General features: G+C 53.7%; 14 protein-coding genes. 8 read left to right on the top strand and 6 right to left on the bottom strand.

Translation table 11 applies throughout. From position 1 onward, the window contains the following. Positions 1-19 precede the first annotated feature (19 nt). The 4 genes from CKO_RS17010 to CKO_RS16995 all read left to right on the top strand — a co-directional run bounded on the left by CKO_RS17010 (position 20) and on the right by CKO_RS16995 (position 5,006). Positions 20-1,522, top strand: coding sequence for a sugar ABC transporter ATP-binding protein (locus CKO_RS17010; protein WP_024130870.1), 1,503 nt, complete (start codon positions 20-22; stop codon positions 1,520-1,522). Then, positions 1,519-2,514 carry an ABC transporter permease gene (locus CKO_RS17005; protein WP_012134744.1) on the top strand — a complete coding sequence of 332 codons (996 nt, stop codon included), beginning with the start codon at positions 1,519-1,521 and terminating at the stop codon, positions 2,512-2,514. Before CKO_RS17010 ends, CKO_RS17005 begins: the two co-directional genes overlap by 4 nt. A gap of 20 nt (positions 2,515-2,534) precedes the next feature. Next, positions 2,535-3,593: a sugar ABC transporter substrate-binding protein gene (locus CKO_RS17000; protein ID WP_012134743.1), complete on the top strand. Its 1,059-nt coding sequence runs from the start codon at positions 2,535-2,537 to the stop codon at positions 3,591-3,593. 171 nt (positions 3,594-3,764) lie between these two features. Then, complete coding sequence (locus CKO_RS16995) at positions 3,765-5,006, top strand: LVIVD repeat-containing protein (RefSeq protein WP_024130869.1); 1,242 nt, start codon at positions 3,765-3,767, stop codon at positions 5,004-5,006. Positions 5,007-5,096: 90 nt separating this feature from the next. Here the strand turns inward: CKO_RS16995 and mtnK are convergent, their stop codons facing one another. Continuing rightward, complete coding sequence (gene mtnK / locus CKO_RS16990) at positions 5,097-6,296, bottom strand: S-methyl-5-thioribose kinase (RefSeq protein ID WP_024130868.1); 1,200 nt, start codon at positions 6,294-6,296, stop codon at positions 5,097-5,099. A 105-nt stretch (positions 6,297-6,401) separates the two neighbouring features. Between mtnK and mtnA the strand changes: the two genes are divergently transcribed. Next, the gene (gene mtnA / locus CKO_RS16985) at positions 6,402-7,430 is read left to right on the top strand and encodes an S-methyl-5-thioribose-1-phosphate isomerase (RefSeq protein ID WP_012134738.1); all 1,029 of its coding nucleotides are present in this window, start codon (positions 6,402-6,404) and stop codon (positions 7,428-7,430) included. Positions 7,431-7,474: 44 nt separating this feature from the next. On the opposite strand, the gene CKO_RS16980 is transcribed toward mtnA, so the two are convergent. From CKO_RS16980 to CKO_RS16960, 5 genes are all read right to left on the bottom strand, one after another. After that, complete coding sequence (locus CKO_RS16980) at positions 7,475-8,017, bottom strand: 1,2-dihydroxy-3-keto-5-methylthiopentene dioxygenase (protein WP_012134737.1); 543 nt, start codon at positions 8,015-8,017, stop codon at positions 7,475-7,477. Beyond that, the gene (gene mtnC, locus CKO_RS16975; RefSeq protein ID WP_012134736.1) at positions 8,014-8,703 is read right to left on the bottom strand and encodes an acireductone synthase; all 690 of its coding nucleotides are present in this window, start codon (positions 8,701-8,703) and stop codon (positions 8,014-8,016) included. The genes CKO_RS16980 and mtnC overlap by 4 nt, the downstream gene beginning before the upstream one ends. Further along, positions 8,700-9,314 carry a methylthioribulose 1-phosphate dehydratase gene (locus tag CKO_RS16970; RefSeq protein ID WP_012134735.1) on the bottom strand — a complete coding sequence of 205 codons (615 nt, stop codon included), beginning with the start codon at positions 9,312-9,314 and terminating at the stop codon, positions 8,700-8,702. Before CKO_RS16970 ends, mtnC begins: the two co-directional genes overlap by 4 nt. Before the next feature lie 597 nt (positions 9,315-9,911). After that, a complete protein-coding gene (locus CKO_RS16965) occupies positions 9,912-10,526 on the bottom strand; it encodes a YagU family protein (protein ID WP_024130867.1) in 615 nt (204 codons plus the stop codon). Positions 10,527-11,103: 577 nt separating this feature from the next. Continuing rightward, positions 11,104-11,346: a DinI family protein gene (locus CKO_RS16960; RefSeq protein WP_024130866.1), complete on the bottom strand. Its 243-nt coding sequence runs from the start codon at positions 11,344-11,346 to the stop codon at positions 11,104-11,106. 558 nt (positions 11,347-11,904) lie between these two features. Here CKO_RS16960 and CKO_RS16955 point away from each other — a divergent pair. The 3 genes from CKO_RS16955 (at position 11,905) to CKO_RS16945 (ending at position 13,573) form a co-directional block, all read left to right on the top strand. Then, positions 11,905-12,750, top strand: coding sequence for a DUF6387 family protein (locus CKO_RS16955; protein WP_001625719.1), 846 nt, complete (start codon positions 11,905-11,907; stop codon positions 12,748-12,750). A 281-nt stretch (positions 12,751-13,031) separates the two neighbouring features. Then, positions 13,032-13,238, top strand: coding sequence for a helix-turn-helix transcriptional regulator (locus tag CKO_RS16950; protein ID WP_024130865.1), 207 nt, complete (start codon positions 13,032-13,034; stop codon positions 13,236-13,238). A gap of 20 nt (positions 13,239-13,258) precedes the next feature. Next, complete coding sequence (locus CKO_RS16945) at positions 13,259-13,573, top strand: hypothetical protein (RefSeq protein ID WP_012134729.1); 315 nt, start codon at positions 13,259-13,261, stop codon at positions 13,571-13,573. Positions 13,574-13,597: the final 24 nt, after the last annotated feature.

Raw genomic sequence — 13,597 nt, 5'->3', positions numbered from 1 at the left:
CAGAAAGGATTTACAGCGGATGCTCTCCAGTCGCCTCGACATGCGCGGTATCAGCCTGGCCTTTTCCGGCTTTCAGGCGCTCTCCCGCGTTGATTTCACCCTGACGGGCGGTTCCGTGCACGCGCTGACGGGGGCGAACGGTGCGGGGAAATCCACGCTGATGGCGGTGCTCTGCGGCACGCACGACCATTACGAAGGGGAAATTGCAATTAATAACCAGCCGGTGCCGATACGCGAACCGCTGGACGCCAAACGGCTGGGCATTCATCTGGTGCAGCAGGAGGTGGATGTTGCGCTGATCCCTGGGTTGAGTATTGCGGAAAATATTATGCTCGATCAGCTGGCGCAGCCGGGACACCGCTACCGCTGGCGCGCTATTCGCCAGCAGGCGCGTGACGCGCTGGCCCAGCTTGATGTTCATCTGGACGTGCGCCGGGTCATCGATGGTTGCACGCTCGCCGAAAAGCAGCAGATCCTGCTGGCCCGCGCGCTCTCGCACCACTGTCGTTTTCTGATCCTCGATGAACCCACCGCGCCGCTCGATCAGCATGAAAGCGAACGGCTGTTTGCCGTGGTGAAACGCCTGCAACAACAGGGGATCGGCGTGGTGTTTATCTCCCATCGCATTCATGAGCTAAAGGCCATTTGCGACACCTTAACCGTACTGCGCGATGGCAAGTTGATTGAGTCCGGGCCGATGGCGGAACTGAGCGCTGACGCCATCGTCGAGAAGATGCTGGGTCATGAGTTAAACGATATCTATCCGCCAAAACGCCCGCCGCATGCTGATGAAACGCTGCTGCGCGTGGAAGGGCTGCACGATGAACGGCTGCTGAAAAATATCAGTTTGCACCTGCGTAAAGGTGAAATTCTCGGCATCGCCGGGCTGGCGGGGGCCGGGAAAACCGAGCTGTGCAAGGCGCTGTTCGGCGCGTCGAAAAGCCGCGTTGAACGCGGCGAACTTAATCATCAGCCGTGGACGCCGCGCGACCCGGTTGATTCGGTGACGCGCGGGCTGGCGCTGGTGCCGGAGGAACGGCGCAAAGAGGGCATTTTTATTGATGAGTCCGTCGCCATGAACCTGGCGGTCGCCGCTGATAACCGTTTCTCGCGCTGGAGCTTGTTTGGTCATCGTCAGGCATGGCGCTGGGCGGAAGCGGTGATTGCCCGCGTCGGCGTGCGCGCTCGCGGGCCGGGGCAAGTGTTGCGTCGGCTTTCCGGCGGCAACCAGCAGAAAGTGGCGATCGGCAAATGGCTGCGCGGCGACGCCCGCGTGCTGATTTTCGACGAGCCGACCAAAGGCGTGGACGTGAAAGCCAAAACCGACCTGTTTGCGCTGATCGACGGCCTGGCGCGGGAAGGCAAAGGGGTGATTTACGCCTCCGGTGAGTTCGCCGAACTGGTGGGACTGTGCGACCGGATCTGCGTGTTGTGGGACGGGCGCATCGTGGCGGAAGTGGAAGGCGCGCAGGCCCGCGAAGAGACACTACTTTATTATTCAACCGGAGGAACGGCGTTGTGAGTAAGGCCCTTTCAGTCAATGCAGCGGCGTCTGGCCGCCAGCAGATTTTCGATTTTCTCTATAAGTGGGGCATGCTGCTGACGGTTGTCGCGCTGATCGCCATTTTTGGCGTCGCGTCGGATAACTTCCTCGATCCCTTCAATATCATCAACATCCTGCGCTCTATTGCGATCGTCACGGTGATTGCGATTGGCGTCTCCATCTCGCTTACCGTCGGCGGTTTTGATCTTTCCGTTGGCTCAACCGCGTCGCTGGCGAACGCACTGGTGATTTCGCTGTTCGTCTGGCACGGCTTTGGCACCACTGGGGCGATTGTCATTACCCTGGCGCTCTGTACGCTGGTGGGGCTGTTCAACGCTTTTCTGATTGTGGTGCTGCGTATTCCCGACATGCTCGCCACGCTTGCCAGCCTGTTTGTGATTCAGGGAGTGGCGATGACCTACAGCTACGGCGGTTCTATTACTGAAAACATGGTGCTGCCGAGCGGTGAAATGGCTGAGGGGCTTATTCCGGCGGCATTCGGCGCGCTGGGGCAGGTGCCGACTATTGTTGTCGTGATGCTGGTCGTGACGCTGGCGGCGCAGCTCGCGCTGTCGTTGACCACCCACGGGCGACGGATGTACGCCATTGGCGGCAACCCGGAAGCGGCGCGCCTCTCCGGTATTCGCACCACCCGCTATAAAGTGGCGGCCTACGTCATTGCCTCGTTGCTGGCGGGGTTAGGGGGCATCCTGCTGGCTTCGCGTATTGGCTCTTCACAGGTTAACGCCGGGGGAGGCTATTTGATGGATGCCGTCGCGGCGGCGTGGATCGGCTTTTCGCTGGCCGGTTCCGGCAAACCGAATGCGTTCGGCACGCTGGTGGGGGCGGTGATCCTTGGCGTGCTCTCCAACGGGCTGGTGATGCTCTCGGTGCCCTATTACGCAATGGACATTATAAAAGGGCTGGTGCTGGCGGCGGCGCTGGCGATCACCTACATACAAAAACGTTAACAACACAACGGGAAACGATAATGAAAAAAACTGCACTTTCTTTGTTGGCGCTGGGATTACTGAGTTCGCTGCCGGGCTATGCGGCAACGCCGGTGCCAGCGGCCATTGCCGGGCATAATGGCCCGGTTCGCATTGCGGTGATCCGCAACCTTGGCTCTGATGACAACACGACCCAGTTCGTTGCGGGCGCGATTCAGGAGGGGAAAAAGCTCGGCTTTAAGGTCAGCACCTTTTTAAGCAATGGCGACGACGCGAAATTCCAGGATTTCGTTAACCAGGCGATCAGCCAGAAGTATGACGGCATTATTCTCTCTCAGGGGCGCGATCCGTACTCCACCGCGCTGGTGAAGAAAGCGGTAGATGCCGGGATCAAAGTGGCGGTGTTTGATACCGCCGTCAACGGTGAGATCCCGGGCGTGACGGTAACTCAGCAGGATGACGCCTCGCTGACCCATCTCTCCTTCGGACAACTGGTAAAAGATTTCAACGGTAAAGCCAATATTATCAAGCTGTGGGTCGCCGGTTTCCCGCCGATGGAGCGCCGCCAGGCGGCTTATCAGCAAATGCTGAAGGACAATCCGGGGATTAAAGAGCTGGAGTCTATCGGCGCGGTCTCTTCCGACGTGCAGGGCGATACCGCCAACAAAGTGGGCGCGGTGCTGGCGAAATACCCGAAAGGGAAAATCGACGCTATCTGGGGGACCTGGGACGCCTTTAGCCAGGGGGCGTACAAAGCGCTGAAAGAGAATGGCCGCACTGAGATTAAGCTCTACAGCATCGACATCTCCAACCAGGATTTGCAACTGATGCGCGAGGCGGGCAGCCCGTGGAAGGTGAGCGTGGCGGTTGACCCGAAACTGATTGGCGCCACTAACGTGCGGCTGATTGCCAATAAGATTGCTGGTGAACCTACGCCTGCCACTTACGATTTTAAAGCCGCAGCCATTCCGCAGGCGCTGCTGGCAGCGCAGCCGGGGGCGGTTAACGTCGCCTCATTAGGCAAAATCATTCCGGGCTGGGGCCAGACGGAAGACTTCATCGCGCCGTGGTTTGCGACGCTTGAAGCGAAGAATAAATAATGCCCGGTGGCGCTGCGCTTACCGGGCCTACAATGCGCTCCCTGTAGGCCGGATAAGGCGGTTACGCCGCCATCCGGCGTAATGCCCGCTGGCGCTGCGCTTACCGGGCCTACAATGTGCTCCCTGTAGGCCGGATAAGGCGGTGACGCCGTTTGGCAAAAGGAGATTAAGGTGACTGAATTACCGCGCCCCGACTATAGCCGCAATATGCGGCTGATTGGCCATAGCGACCAGGGCGGTCGCCCGGACGGCGTACAGCTAATGGTACATCGCGGTTTTGCCTATATTGGCCATATGGTGTCGCAGGGGTTTTCGATTGTTGACGTGCGTGACCCGAAAAATCCACGGGCGGCGGGCTATGTGCCTGCACCGCCAGGCACCTGGAACGTGCATTTGCAGGCGCATGACGATCTGCTGCTGGTGATTAACGCCCGCGATTTGTTCGCCGATGCCCGCTTTGCCGATGAAAAGGTCTACTACACGCGGCAGGTCGGTGAGACGGTCAGCGATGTGCAGGACCGGGGCTGGAGCGCAGGGCTGCGCGTGTTTGATATTTCCACGCCGGATAAACCGCGTGAAATCGGTTTTCTCTCCCTGAATGGGATCGGCATTCACCGCATCTGGTACGTCGGCGGACGCTGGGCCTACGTCTCGGCGCTGATCGACGGTTTCACTGACTACATCTTCCTGACCATCGATCTGGCCGATCCGCGTAAGCCAGAGGTGGCCGGGCGCTGGTGGTTGCCAGGGATGAATCAGGCGGCGGGAGAGACGCCAGACTGGCCGGAGGGCAAACGCTATGCGTTGCATCACGCGATTATCGCTGGCGATACCGCCTACGGTAGCTGGCGTGACGGTGGTCTGACGCTGCTGGATGTGCAAGATCGCACGCAGCCGAAACTGATTAGCCATCGCAACTGGAGCCCGCCGTTTGGCGGCGGCACACACACTGCGCTGCCGCTGCCGGACCGCGATCTGCTGGTGGTACTGGACGAAGCGGTGCTCGACAATCAGGAAGACGGCGAAAAGCTGATCTGGCTGTTTGATATCCGCGAGCCGTCGAATCCGGTGAGCATCGCCACCTTCCCGCAGCCGGATGAGGCTGATTACGTGGCGAAAGGGGCGCACTTCGGGCCGCATAACCTGCACGAAAACCGCCCTGGCAGCTTTATTAGCTCGACGCTGATTTTCGCCACTTACCAGAACGCAGGGGTGCGCGCTTATGATATTTCCAATCCTTATCGTCCGGTAGAAACCGGCGCGCTGGTGCCTGCGGCACCTGAGAAGATGATGGATACGCGGCCAAATCGCCCGCAGGTGATCCAGTCCTGCGATGTGTTTGTCGATGCGCGGGGGATTATCTACAGCACGGATTACAACGGCGGGTTATCGGTGATTGAGTATCTGGGGTAAGTATTTGCCGGGTGGCGGCTTCGCCTTACCCGGCCTGCATTCGGATCGTAGGCCCGGTAAGCGTAGCGCCACCGGGCAAACGGCCTACACTTAACTGTACTGCCGCACCCGCGCGATCAGCGCTTCCACGCTCTCAATCCGGTCGGCAATCACAATCAGCGCTTTTCCGAGGGTAATGGCATGGCGCAGGCATTCATGGCGCATTTCCGCATCCTGAATGGTATCGATATCCGCTACGTGCGACAGCCCGACGCTGCGGCGAATCAGCTCGGTGCCGCAAAAGCCGATGGCGTCCGCCCAGACTTTTTTCAGAAATTCCGACGCGTAGCCCGGCGCGCGTAGCGCCGCGTCGCGAGTTTTCTCCGTCGCCAGCACCTGAAAACGTTCAGCAAAGGTGTTCCACAGCTCCTGAATATCCGTCAACCGCTGCTCGCGCGCGGCGGCGGCGTCGCGAATGCCCAGATGACCCGGCAGGCCGCAGAAGTTCAGCAGCAGATTGCCGATGGCGGTGCCTACATCAAAGCCTATCGGCCCAAAGTAGCCGAACTCGGCGTCGATGGCTTTCAGGCGACCGTCGGCGACAAAGATCGAGCCGCTGTGGATATCGCCGTGCAGTAGCGCTTCGGCATGGGAGAAGAAACGATGTTTGAGCGCTGCCACCGCCAGCTTAAGCTGAGCGTCACTGCGTAGTGCGGCGACGTCGCCTTCGATCTCCGCAGGATAGCTGTTGCGCTCGTGGATCTGGTAGGGATCGTTGAAGAACAGATCTTCGGTGATCTCACACATCTCCGGGTTAATAAATGTCGCCACCTGCGCTTTTTTGTCATGCGGGTGGAGATAAAAATCGCTGGTGTGAAACAGCGTTTGCGCCAGATATTCGCCGAGCTGGCGTGCCGCCTGCGGATACCAGGCGCCTTTAATCAGTTCGCCGCGCCAGATGTTATGGTCGGAGAGATCTTCCATCACCATCACCGCCAGTTCAGGGTCGAAATGGTGGATTTTCACCGTATGCTGCGGGCAGTGCTGGTAATGCGCCACCAGCGTTTGCGCTTCAAGACGAGCGCGATCCAGCGTCAGCGGCCAGGATTCGCCGACGCAGCGCACGTAAGGCAGCGCCTGTTTGACGACGATGCGGCTTACGCCAGTGGTATCGAAAATCTTAAACACCAGATTAAGGTTGCCGTCGCCCACCTCCTGCGCCTCTACCAGTGTGGATGGATCATCGATGCCGCCAAACGTTCGGGCGTATTCCACGGCATCCTGGGCGGTAAAGGTACGGTATTGCGACATTGCCTGTTCCTCACTCATTTCACTAATAAAGACATGTAGACGTCTATACATCTGTAATTCATCCTGACACAATGTGATACAACAACGCAACAGAGAATTAACGACATGCAGACATTACAGACGACCAGCCTGCGGGTGGCGGATAATCAATTATTTATTCTCGATCAGCAGGCGCTTCCACAGGAGAAACGCTGGCTGGATGCCTCAACGGTAGAAGCGCTGGTGGGGCATATTCACGCGCTGCGAGTGCGCGGTGCGCCGCTGATTGGTCTTTCCGCCAGTCTGCTACTGGCGCTGCTGGCGGAGTCAGGCCATCGCCGGGATGAACTGGCGATAGCGCTGGAAACGCTGCGCGCTGCGCGCCCGACGGCGGTCAATCTGATGAACAATCTCGATCGCATGAAGCAGGCGCTGAGGCAAGAAGACTTTGTTCCGGCGCTGGCGGCGGAAGCGCTACGTCTGATCGATGAAGACAAACAACTCTGTGACGATATCGCGCGTGCGGGAAGTGCGCTGGTGAAGCCGGGCAGCCGTCTGCTGACCCACTGCAACACCGGCGGGCTGGCGACAGCGGGCACGGGGACGGCACTGGGGGTGATTGCCCGCGCGTATGCACAGGGCAACGTGCAAAACGTCTGGGTGGATGAAACGCGCCCGTTATTGCAGGGCGGCAGACTCACAGCCTGGGAACTGGGCGAACTGGGGGTTCCCTATCAACTGATTACCGACTCAATGGCTGCCAGTCTGATGGCGAAAGGGCTGGTGGACGCGGTGTGGGTAGGGGCCGACCGTATTGCCGCAAATGGCGATGTGGCGAATAAAATCGGCACCTATTCGCTGGCGGTGCTGGCGAAATTCCACGGTATTCCGTTTTACGTTGCCGCGCCGCAAACCACGCTGGACCCCCACTGCCCGAATGGCGACGCAATCCCGATTGAGCAGCGTGCGGCAGGAGAAGTCACCGGCGTGGCGGGCAGTTTTGGCGCGGTACAGTGGGCGCCGGAAAATGCGCAGGTCTATAACCCGGCGTTTGACGTGACGCCAGCAGCGCTGATTAGCGGCTGGGTGCTGGATAGCGGCGTGGTGACGCCAGAAGACGTGGCGAAGGGAGTTTTCAGGACGGAGGCGGCCTGATGCAGAGCAGGCCTGGCGTACGATAGCGTCGCCCGGCCAGATCGTTAAAGCAGGCGCGGATAGGCATCCGCAATGGCGTCGCCGGTAAACTGCGCCACCCAGCCTTCCGGGTTATCGAAAATACGGATCGCGGTAAAGTTTGGCTCGGAGCCCATATCAAACCAGTGCGGCGTACCGGCGGGCACTGAAATCAGATCGTTTTTCTCACACAGCACCTGGTAAACCTGGTCGCCAATGTGCAGGCAAAACAGTCCTGCGCCTTCAACGAAGAATCGCACTTCATCTTCGCCGTGGGTGTGTTCATTGAGAAACTTTGCACGCAGCGCCTCTTTTTGTGGATTGTCGGCGCGCAGGCTGATCACATCCCAGCTCTGATAGCCTTTCTCGGCAACCAGCTTATCAATCGCATGTTGATAGGCGGTGATCACCGTTTCTGGCGCGGGGGCCTGGCCTAAGTCGCGGTCTGCAACCCAGCGTTCGAAGCGGACGCCTTTCGCGTTGAGCTGTTGGGCTATCTCTGCGGCGTCGGTACTGTGCCACTGGGGCTGGCTGGCGTCTTTATCGGAATAAATAGTCAATGCGCTCATGAAAGGATCTGCTCCGGGTTAATGTCGTCGAATTGATGTACCTGGTGGTGGCGGCTGGCGCCATCACCCTCGCCACGAATCAGTTGCAGGGTGCGAAGACCCGCCTCTTCAGCGGCGTCCAGCTCCTGATATACGTCGGAGAGGAACAGGATTTGCGACGGCGCGACGCCGATATACGACGCGATATTGCGGTATGACTGCGTTTCTCGCTTTGCGCCGATATGGGTATCAAAATAGCCGCTGAACAGATGAGTAATATCACCTTCGTCGCTATAGCCAAATAACAGTTTCTGCGCTGCGACGGAGCCGGAGGAATAAACATAGAGATCAATGCCTTGTGCTTTCCATTTCTCCAGCGCTGGCAGAACGTCCGGGTAGAGATGACCGGTAAAGTCGCCATTGACGTAACCGTCGTGCCAGATAATGCCTTGCAGGGCTTTTAGCGCCGTTGATTTGCGATCTTCATCCATAAAGGTGAAAAGCGTTTCGATAAGTTCTGCGGTACTGGCGTCCGGCCGGGCAATCTCGTTGCGCAGATTATCAAGAATTGATTTTACCGGTTCGGCATACTGCCGGGCGGTAACAAACGCCGCCAGCCGCTCGCGCGCATAGGGGAACAGAACATTGTGAACAAAACGGATATCGCTGGTGGTGCCTTCAATATCCGTCACAATCGCGCGAATCATAATCTCTCCAGTTGCCGCAAACGCATTTCGCATTCAAATAAAAATTCCAGCCCCTCCAGATGACGGCGGGCCTCCTCCACTGAGCGTCCCCAGCAGGTTAAGCCATGACCGCGCAGAAGAAAACCGTAATTCAGAGAACGCTCTTGCGCGTAATGCGCAATACGTGACGCCAGCGCGTCGATATCCTGGTCGTTGTCGAACACTGGCACGCAGACGGTATCAAGATGGGTGGTCTGCCCGCTAAGCGACTTTTGCATTTCAAAACCGCTGATATATAGCTCCGGCGTTTTAACGATGCGCGAGAGCACCGTGGCGTTGGCGGTGTGGACGTGCAACACCGCGTTTGCCTGGGGAAAGAGGTGATAAATCAGGGTATGCAGCCCTGTCTCCGCCGATGGTTTGCGACCGGATGGTGCGTGACTGGTGGCGATTTCCACCTGCAAAAAATCGTCGGTAGTCAGGTTGCCTTTATCTTTTCCCGACTCGCTGAGCCAGCAAAAAGCGTCGTCCTGGCGGACAGACATATTGCCGCCAGTGGCGGGAGCCCAGCCTTTTGCCCCTATCCAGCGGCAGGTCTCGACCAGTTGTGTGAGTTGCAGGTTATCTGTCATCTTCCTTTTAGCCTCTCTCGGGGTCAGGAATGGGGTTTTTAGACATCTAAGCGTCTTGATTGCCAAATGCTAACATCGTGTTACGGCAGCAGCAACACAACTCTTCCGGGCAGGAGCAACAACATTGTCCTGGTGGCAGTGTGACTTGGTGGGGGAGGTGGTTGAGTTTGTCAGGAGCGGGAGTTTTGCGTATTGATTGATGCTTTCAATGGAAGCTGTAGGGGGGGGGCGCCCATAGCAGACCTGATAGCCCTTCGTTCAGGCCGCTTTGTGCCAGGAGGGGGCATCCACAACAGGTATTAATCGGCAAGGTGCCGGTGGGCTGCTTAAATGTTCAGGGAAAGCAATGCAGGAAGTGCGCGGTTTTTTATCATGTTATTTAACAGACTCAGATACCAGACATAAATCTCCTCCTTGATATTAAGAACATTCGGGTGCACGGATGGAAAGTGGTTTATTCTCTTTTTCACAGAACAGGAATGTCAGAGCCGGGAAGAGGGGATTAGCGAGAGATTAAAACAGGCAACTCAGGAGTTCAGTAAATGGATACTAAAAAATGGCGCTGTGTTTGCGCCATTTTACCACATTAAGAATTTGTCACCGGCTTGTTCCCAAAGGGATCTCCGGGTCCGGTTGATGAGTAATCCTGTTACGCAGATCCCGACGGATAATTTCGATGGACCAGAACCAGATTAAATGTCCAAAAATTTCGGATACATTCTCATACCATGGAAGGTCAACCAAAGGTGGAGTCAGCCCCATGAGAGGGAAGGAAATCATATGTACGAAAAGCTGTGCCAGCGCACCAGCCAGCAAACCCTGCCAGAGTTTAATTTTGGGGAAAACTTCAGCAACAACACAGTAACCCACTGCGAAGACAATCGAAAAGATGATGTGTGTTACGCCAACCCAGTTAAACACATGCCCGGCAAAGGTGTAGACGGCAGCGTTAGGATCAGCAAGCCCCATCCAGTCACGAAGGAAAATATAAGGGGGATTCAGGAAATTGCGGGAACAGTCAATTTGCCCGGCAGCCCTGATTAATGATTCCGGCCCGCATGCAGCAGTGAACATATCAGTCGGACTGCGGGGTGGCAAAGGTACTTCAGCGCCCCATTTAACAAATGCTGATACGATACCAGCGATTAACCCAATAAATGCAGCCAGGCCATAACGCCTGCGGTTTGGTGGAGTTTGTTCAAATATATTCATATTTCATCCGTTGAATTTCATCGTGTTAACATAATCATTTAGTAGTATTCATGAAAACCACCAAATGTAAAGATGTGTATGTGATTGTATGTTCCGTATTTGCGTCAGTAACTGGAAATTCCCAATCGAGTTGCTTTATATGGCGTAACAGGAAGGCTGTGAAAGTGGTGAGAGCGGCAAGGCCGTATGCGATCTACAGCAAGATTCTCATCAGTAGAATTAATAGAGTAGCAACCACGCCGCATGGAAGAGCATGGTACGGACAGCTGGCGTGCGAATATAGAATGTTGCCAGCCGCCGCGGATTGTATCTGCCCGGCATGACGGATCAATGTGTTTTAAGTATTAATGCCACGTCTTTTTGCTCAGGCTTGTTATAGCTGAAATCGCATGTGCTGAATCATCAAAAAGCCGGGTCAGTACAGGAACCTACTGCCTGTTTTTGTACTCAAGCACCAGATGTCCAGGCGGGTCTTTGCTGACGATGGCAAATGTCCTGAGTTCAGGCGTTGGAACAGGGAGTTCGGTGCCAGGCGGGAAATATATTCTTACCCCGGCAATAATCATGTTGTCCATGCTCATAATTCGTTCACCAGCCACATATCGGCTTCTTCAAACATCTCTTCCAGCATTCTGTTTAGCCGCTCTTTTTCGGTCTTTGTGCAGTCGCTGTTTAATGCGTTAGCCTGCATTGGCTTAACTCTCACGTCGGCGTCGGGGAAGATCCGGTGTACGCGCTTTGTCAGCTCGTTAAGAATGATGTTTCTTGCGTCCGGTAGCCCCTCGACATTACGCTTGTCATAAACCAGTTCAACGAACATAAAAGCCCCCCGGAAAATTACTGTGATTGTATACAGTATTTTTACTGTAAAAATAAACAGTGTCAAGGTGAGCGGAGCGCGAAAGGGGGATGTGTTTTTGTTACCCTTAGTTACAAATAGAAAAACCCCAGACCGTGAGATCTGGGGTTCTTTTAAAGTGCACGTGCATTTCACGTGTATATTTTTGTCTTTTCTCGGTCTGCGCACTGTCTGGTCAGTGTCCTTAAGTGGCTGTTTTTATTGCCGCTGTCCGGTTGCAGTCCTATCAAGCTGGCGTCCCTGTGATTAGCTATTTAAACCATTGATTTTTAGATTAATTTTTTATTTATATTTTATTGGTGGTTCTAAAAAGGAACCATAAATCTTAATGGTATGAATTCTCACGATTAGCTGATTGGCAAATTGTATCAAAAGATAACAAATCCTCAGTTCAGCTACCAACTGGGAGTTGAACTGCGTAAGCAGGATCTGCTTTCCACCGATTAGTGTATACGGTAGTTTTTAAGCATAACTGAATTGTACCCGTAGGGCAGTACCAGCATAGGTGGAGAATGGATTTTGAACAACTGGTCACTAGAGCATACAAAAGAAATCAAAGCTTGGCTTAACATAGATAACTATCGCAAGTTTGAAGATCTCTCATTGATACACTTCTATCACGAGTTATGGGCCCGGAATCTGTTCTTTAAGGAGTATCGGGAAGAGTTTGAGAGCAGAACTCTTATGGGTTACTTCTCAAAGATTTTCACCGGTAACCCTTTTTTGATTCCAGAAGGGCAACTTGGATACATGACTCCTGCCAACAAACTTTTTCAGCCCCCCCATTTTTTTCTAACAACTCTTGATCGCCTTGCTGAAACGAGCATTATTGCTATGCAACGCGGAGGTTTTGTTTGGCATGAAGGTAACAATTATTCTATAAACGCAGAGCTTCGAGAGGAATCACTTTCAGACATTATGCCAGATCAGTTTACACGAACAGTCATGATCGAGATTGATTTGGCAAGTGGCACAGACGAAGAGATTGCAGAGTCGCTTAAAGCTGCATTACCGCAATGGCGTAAAATTAAGGGTATTGATGAAAACCCATTGGAATCTGTTCGTTTTGGATACGGAACTATCAAGAAACTCATCAGTTATCGTGTAATACCTATGTTGGATATCTTGGTGTGGGCAGCCGTTAAAAAAATCCGTGTTTCTGACGACAGGTTATCCAGACTACTATATACAGACGATGACGAAGAAAGCGAAATGAGGCAGTCCAGCCAAATCAAAGATACCGACAGGCCTTTGGCCCTTAAATCCTGCACAACTGACTTTATCCGACAATTCCTTTACTTCATGAACAAAAATAGCCATTTGAAGCAAATGAAAGTCTCTGATGTAATGAAACTATCGGATTAGTATTTTATCTATAACCATCTGTTTTTATTATAAAAAGAAACCAAAAGCATCATCGTAAATGATGCTTTTTTTTTGCGATTTTTACTTTAAACCGCCCATTTGGCCACTTGCTATAAAACAGGGGAATTTCAGCTACTCTCAAGTTCCCCTGTTCTGTACGGCACCAACTTCGAGAAAACCATCCTGCATAGCAGCGAAGAACCTCCGTTTCAGGAGCTTCGCTCCTTTCTTTTCCCAAGTGTTCGTATAGTGACTTCACCGCAACGACAAGGGGAAACAAAATGAACAATCAAGCAACCCGCCTCATACGCCTACCAGAAGTTCTCGAACGAACTGGCTACGGAAAAGCATGGATCTATCGTCTGATCAACGATGGCAAGTTTCCTGCTCCTGTCAAAATTGGAAGTCGTGCAGTAGCTTTCGTTGAAAGTGAGATTGATGCCTGGATTCAGTCTGTAATCGAAACAAGCCGCAATAAAGTTGCTTAATTAAACCTGGGAGAGATTTTATGAATATTGAGAAATTTTTGAGTGAAGAAAACCATATGTGCAATTTAGGCGATGATCTTTTTTACAAGATCTTCGAACTCGGAGCGATTTACGATTTACCTGATAATGAATTTAACAGAAAGATTGTTTACTGGTTAAGCCAGTATTTAGTGGGGAATCTAAGAGAACCGTTAGATTCGATCTTTGAGCTTAATATTTTCGAACAGTTTTATGTTTATGAGACATGGTTCTCGCTAATTAAATGCCCAGATGAAATTAGAAATTTATCGAAACGGATAATTCGATATCAGATTGGGTTGAAAACCATTCTTTGAATGAACCTATATTTAGTACTATTT

Source organism: Citrobacter koseri ATCC BAA-895, assembly GCF_000018045.1.
Classification (GTDB): Bacteria; Pseudomonadota; Gammaproteobacteria; order Enterobacterales; family Enterobacteriaceae; genus Citrobacter_B; species Citrobacter_B koseri.
This window is presented reverse-complemented; position numbering and strand designations above follow the sequence as displayed.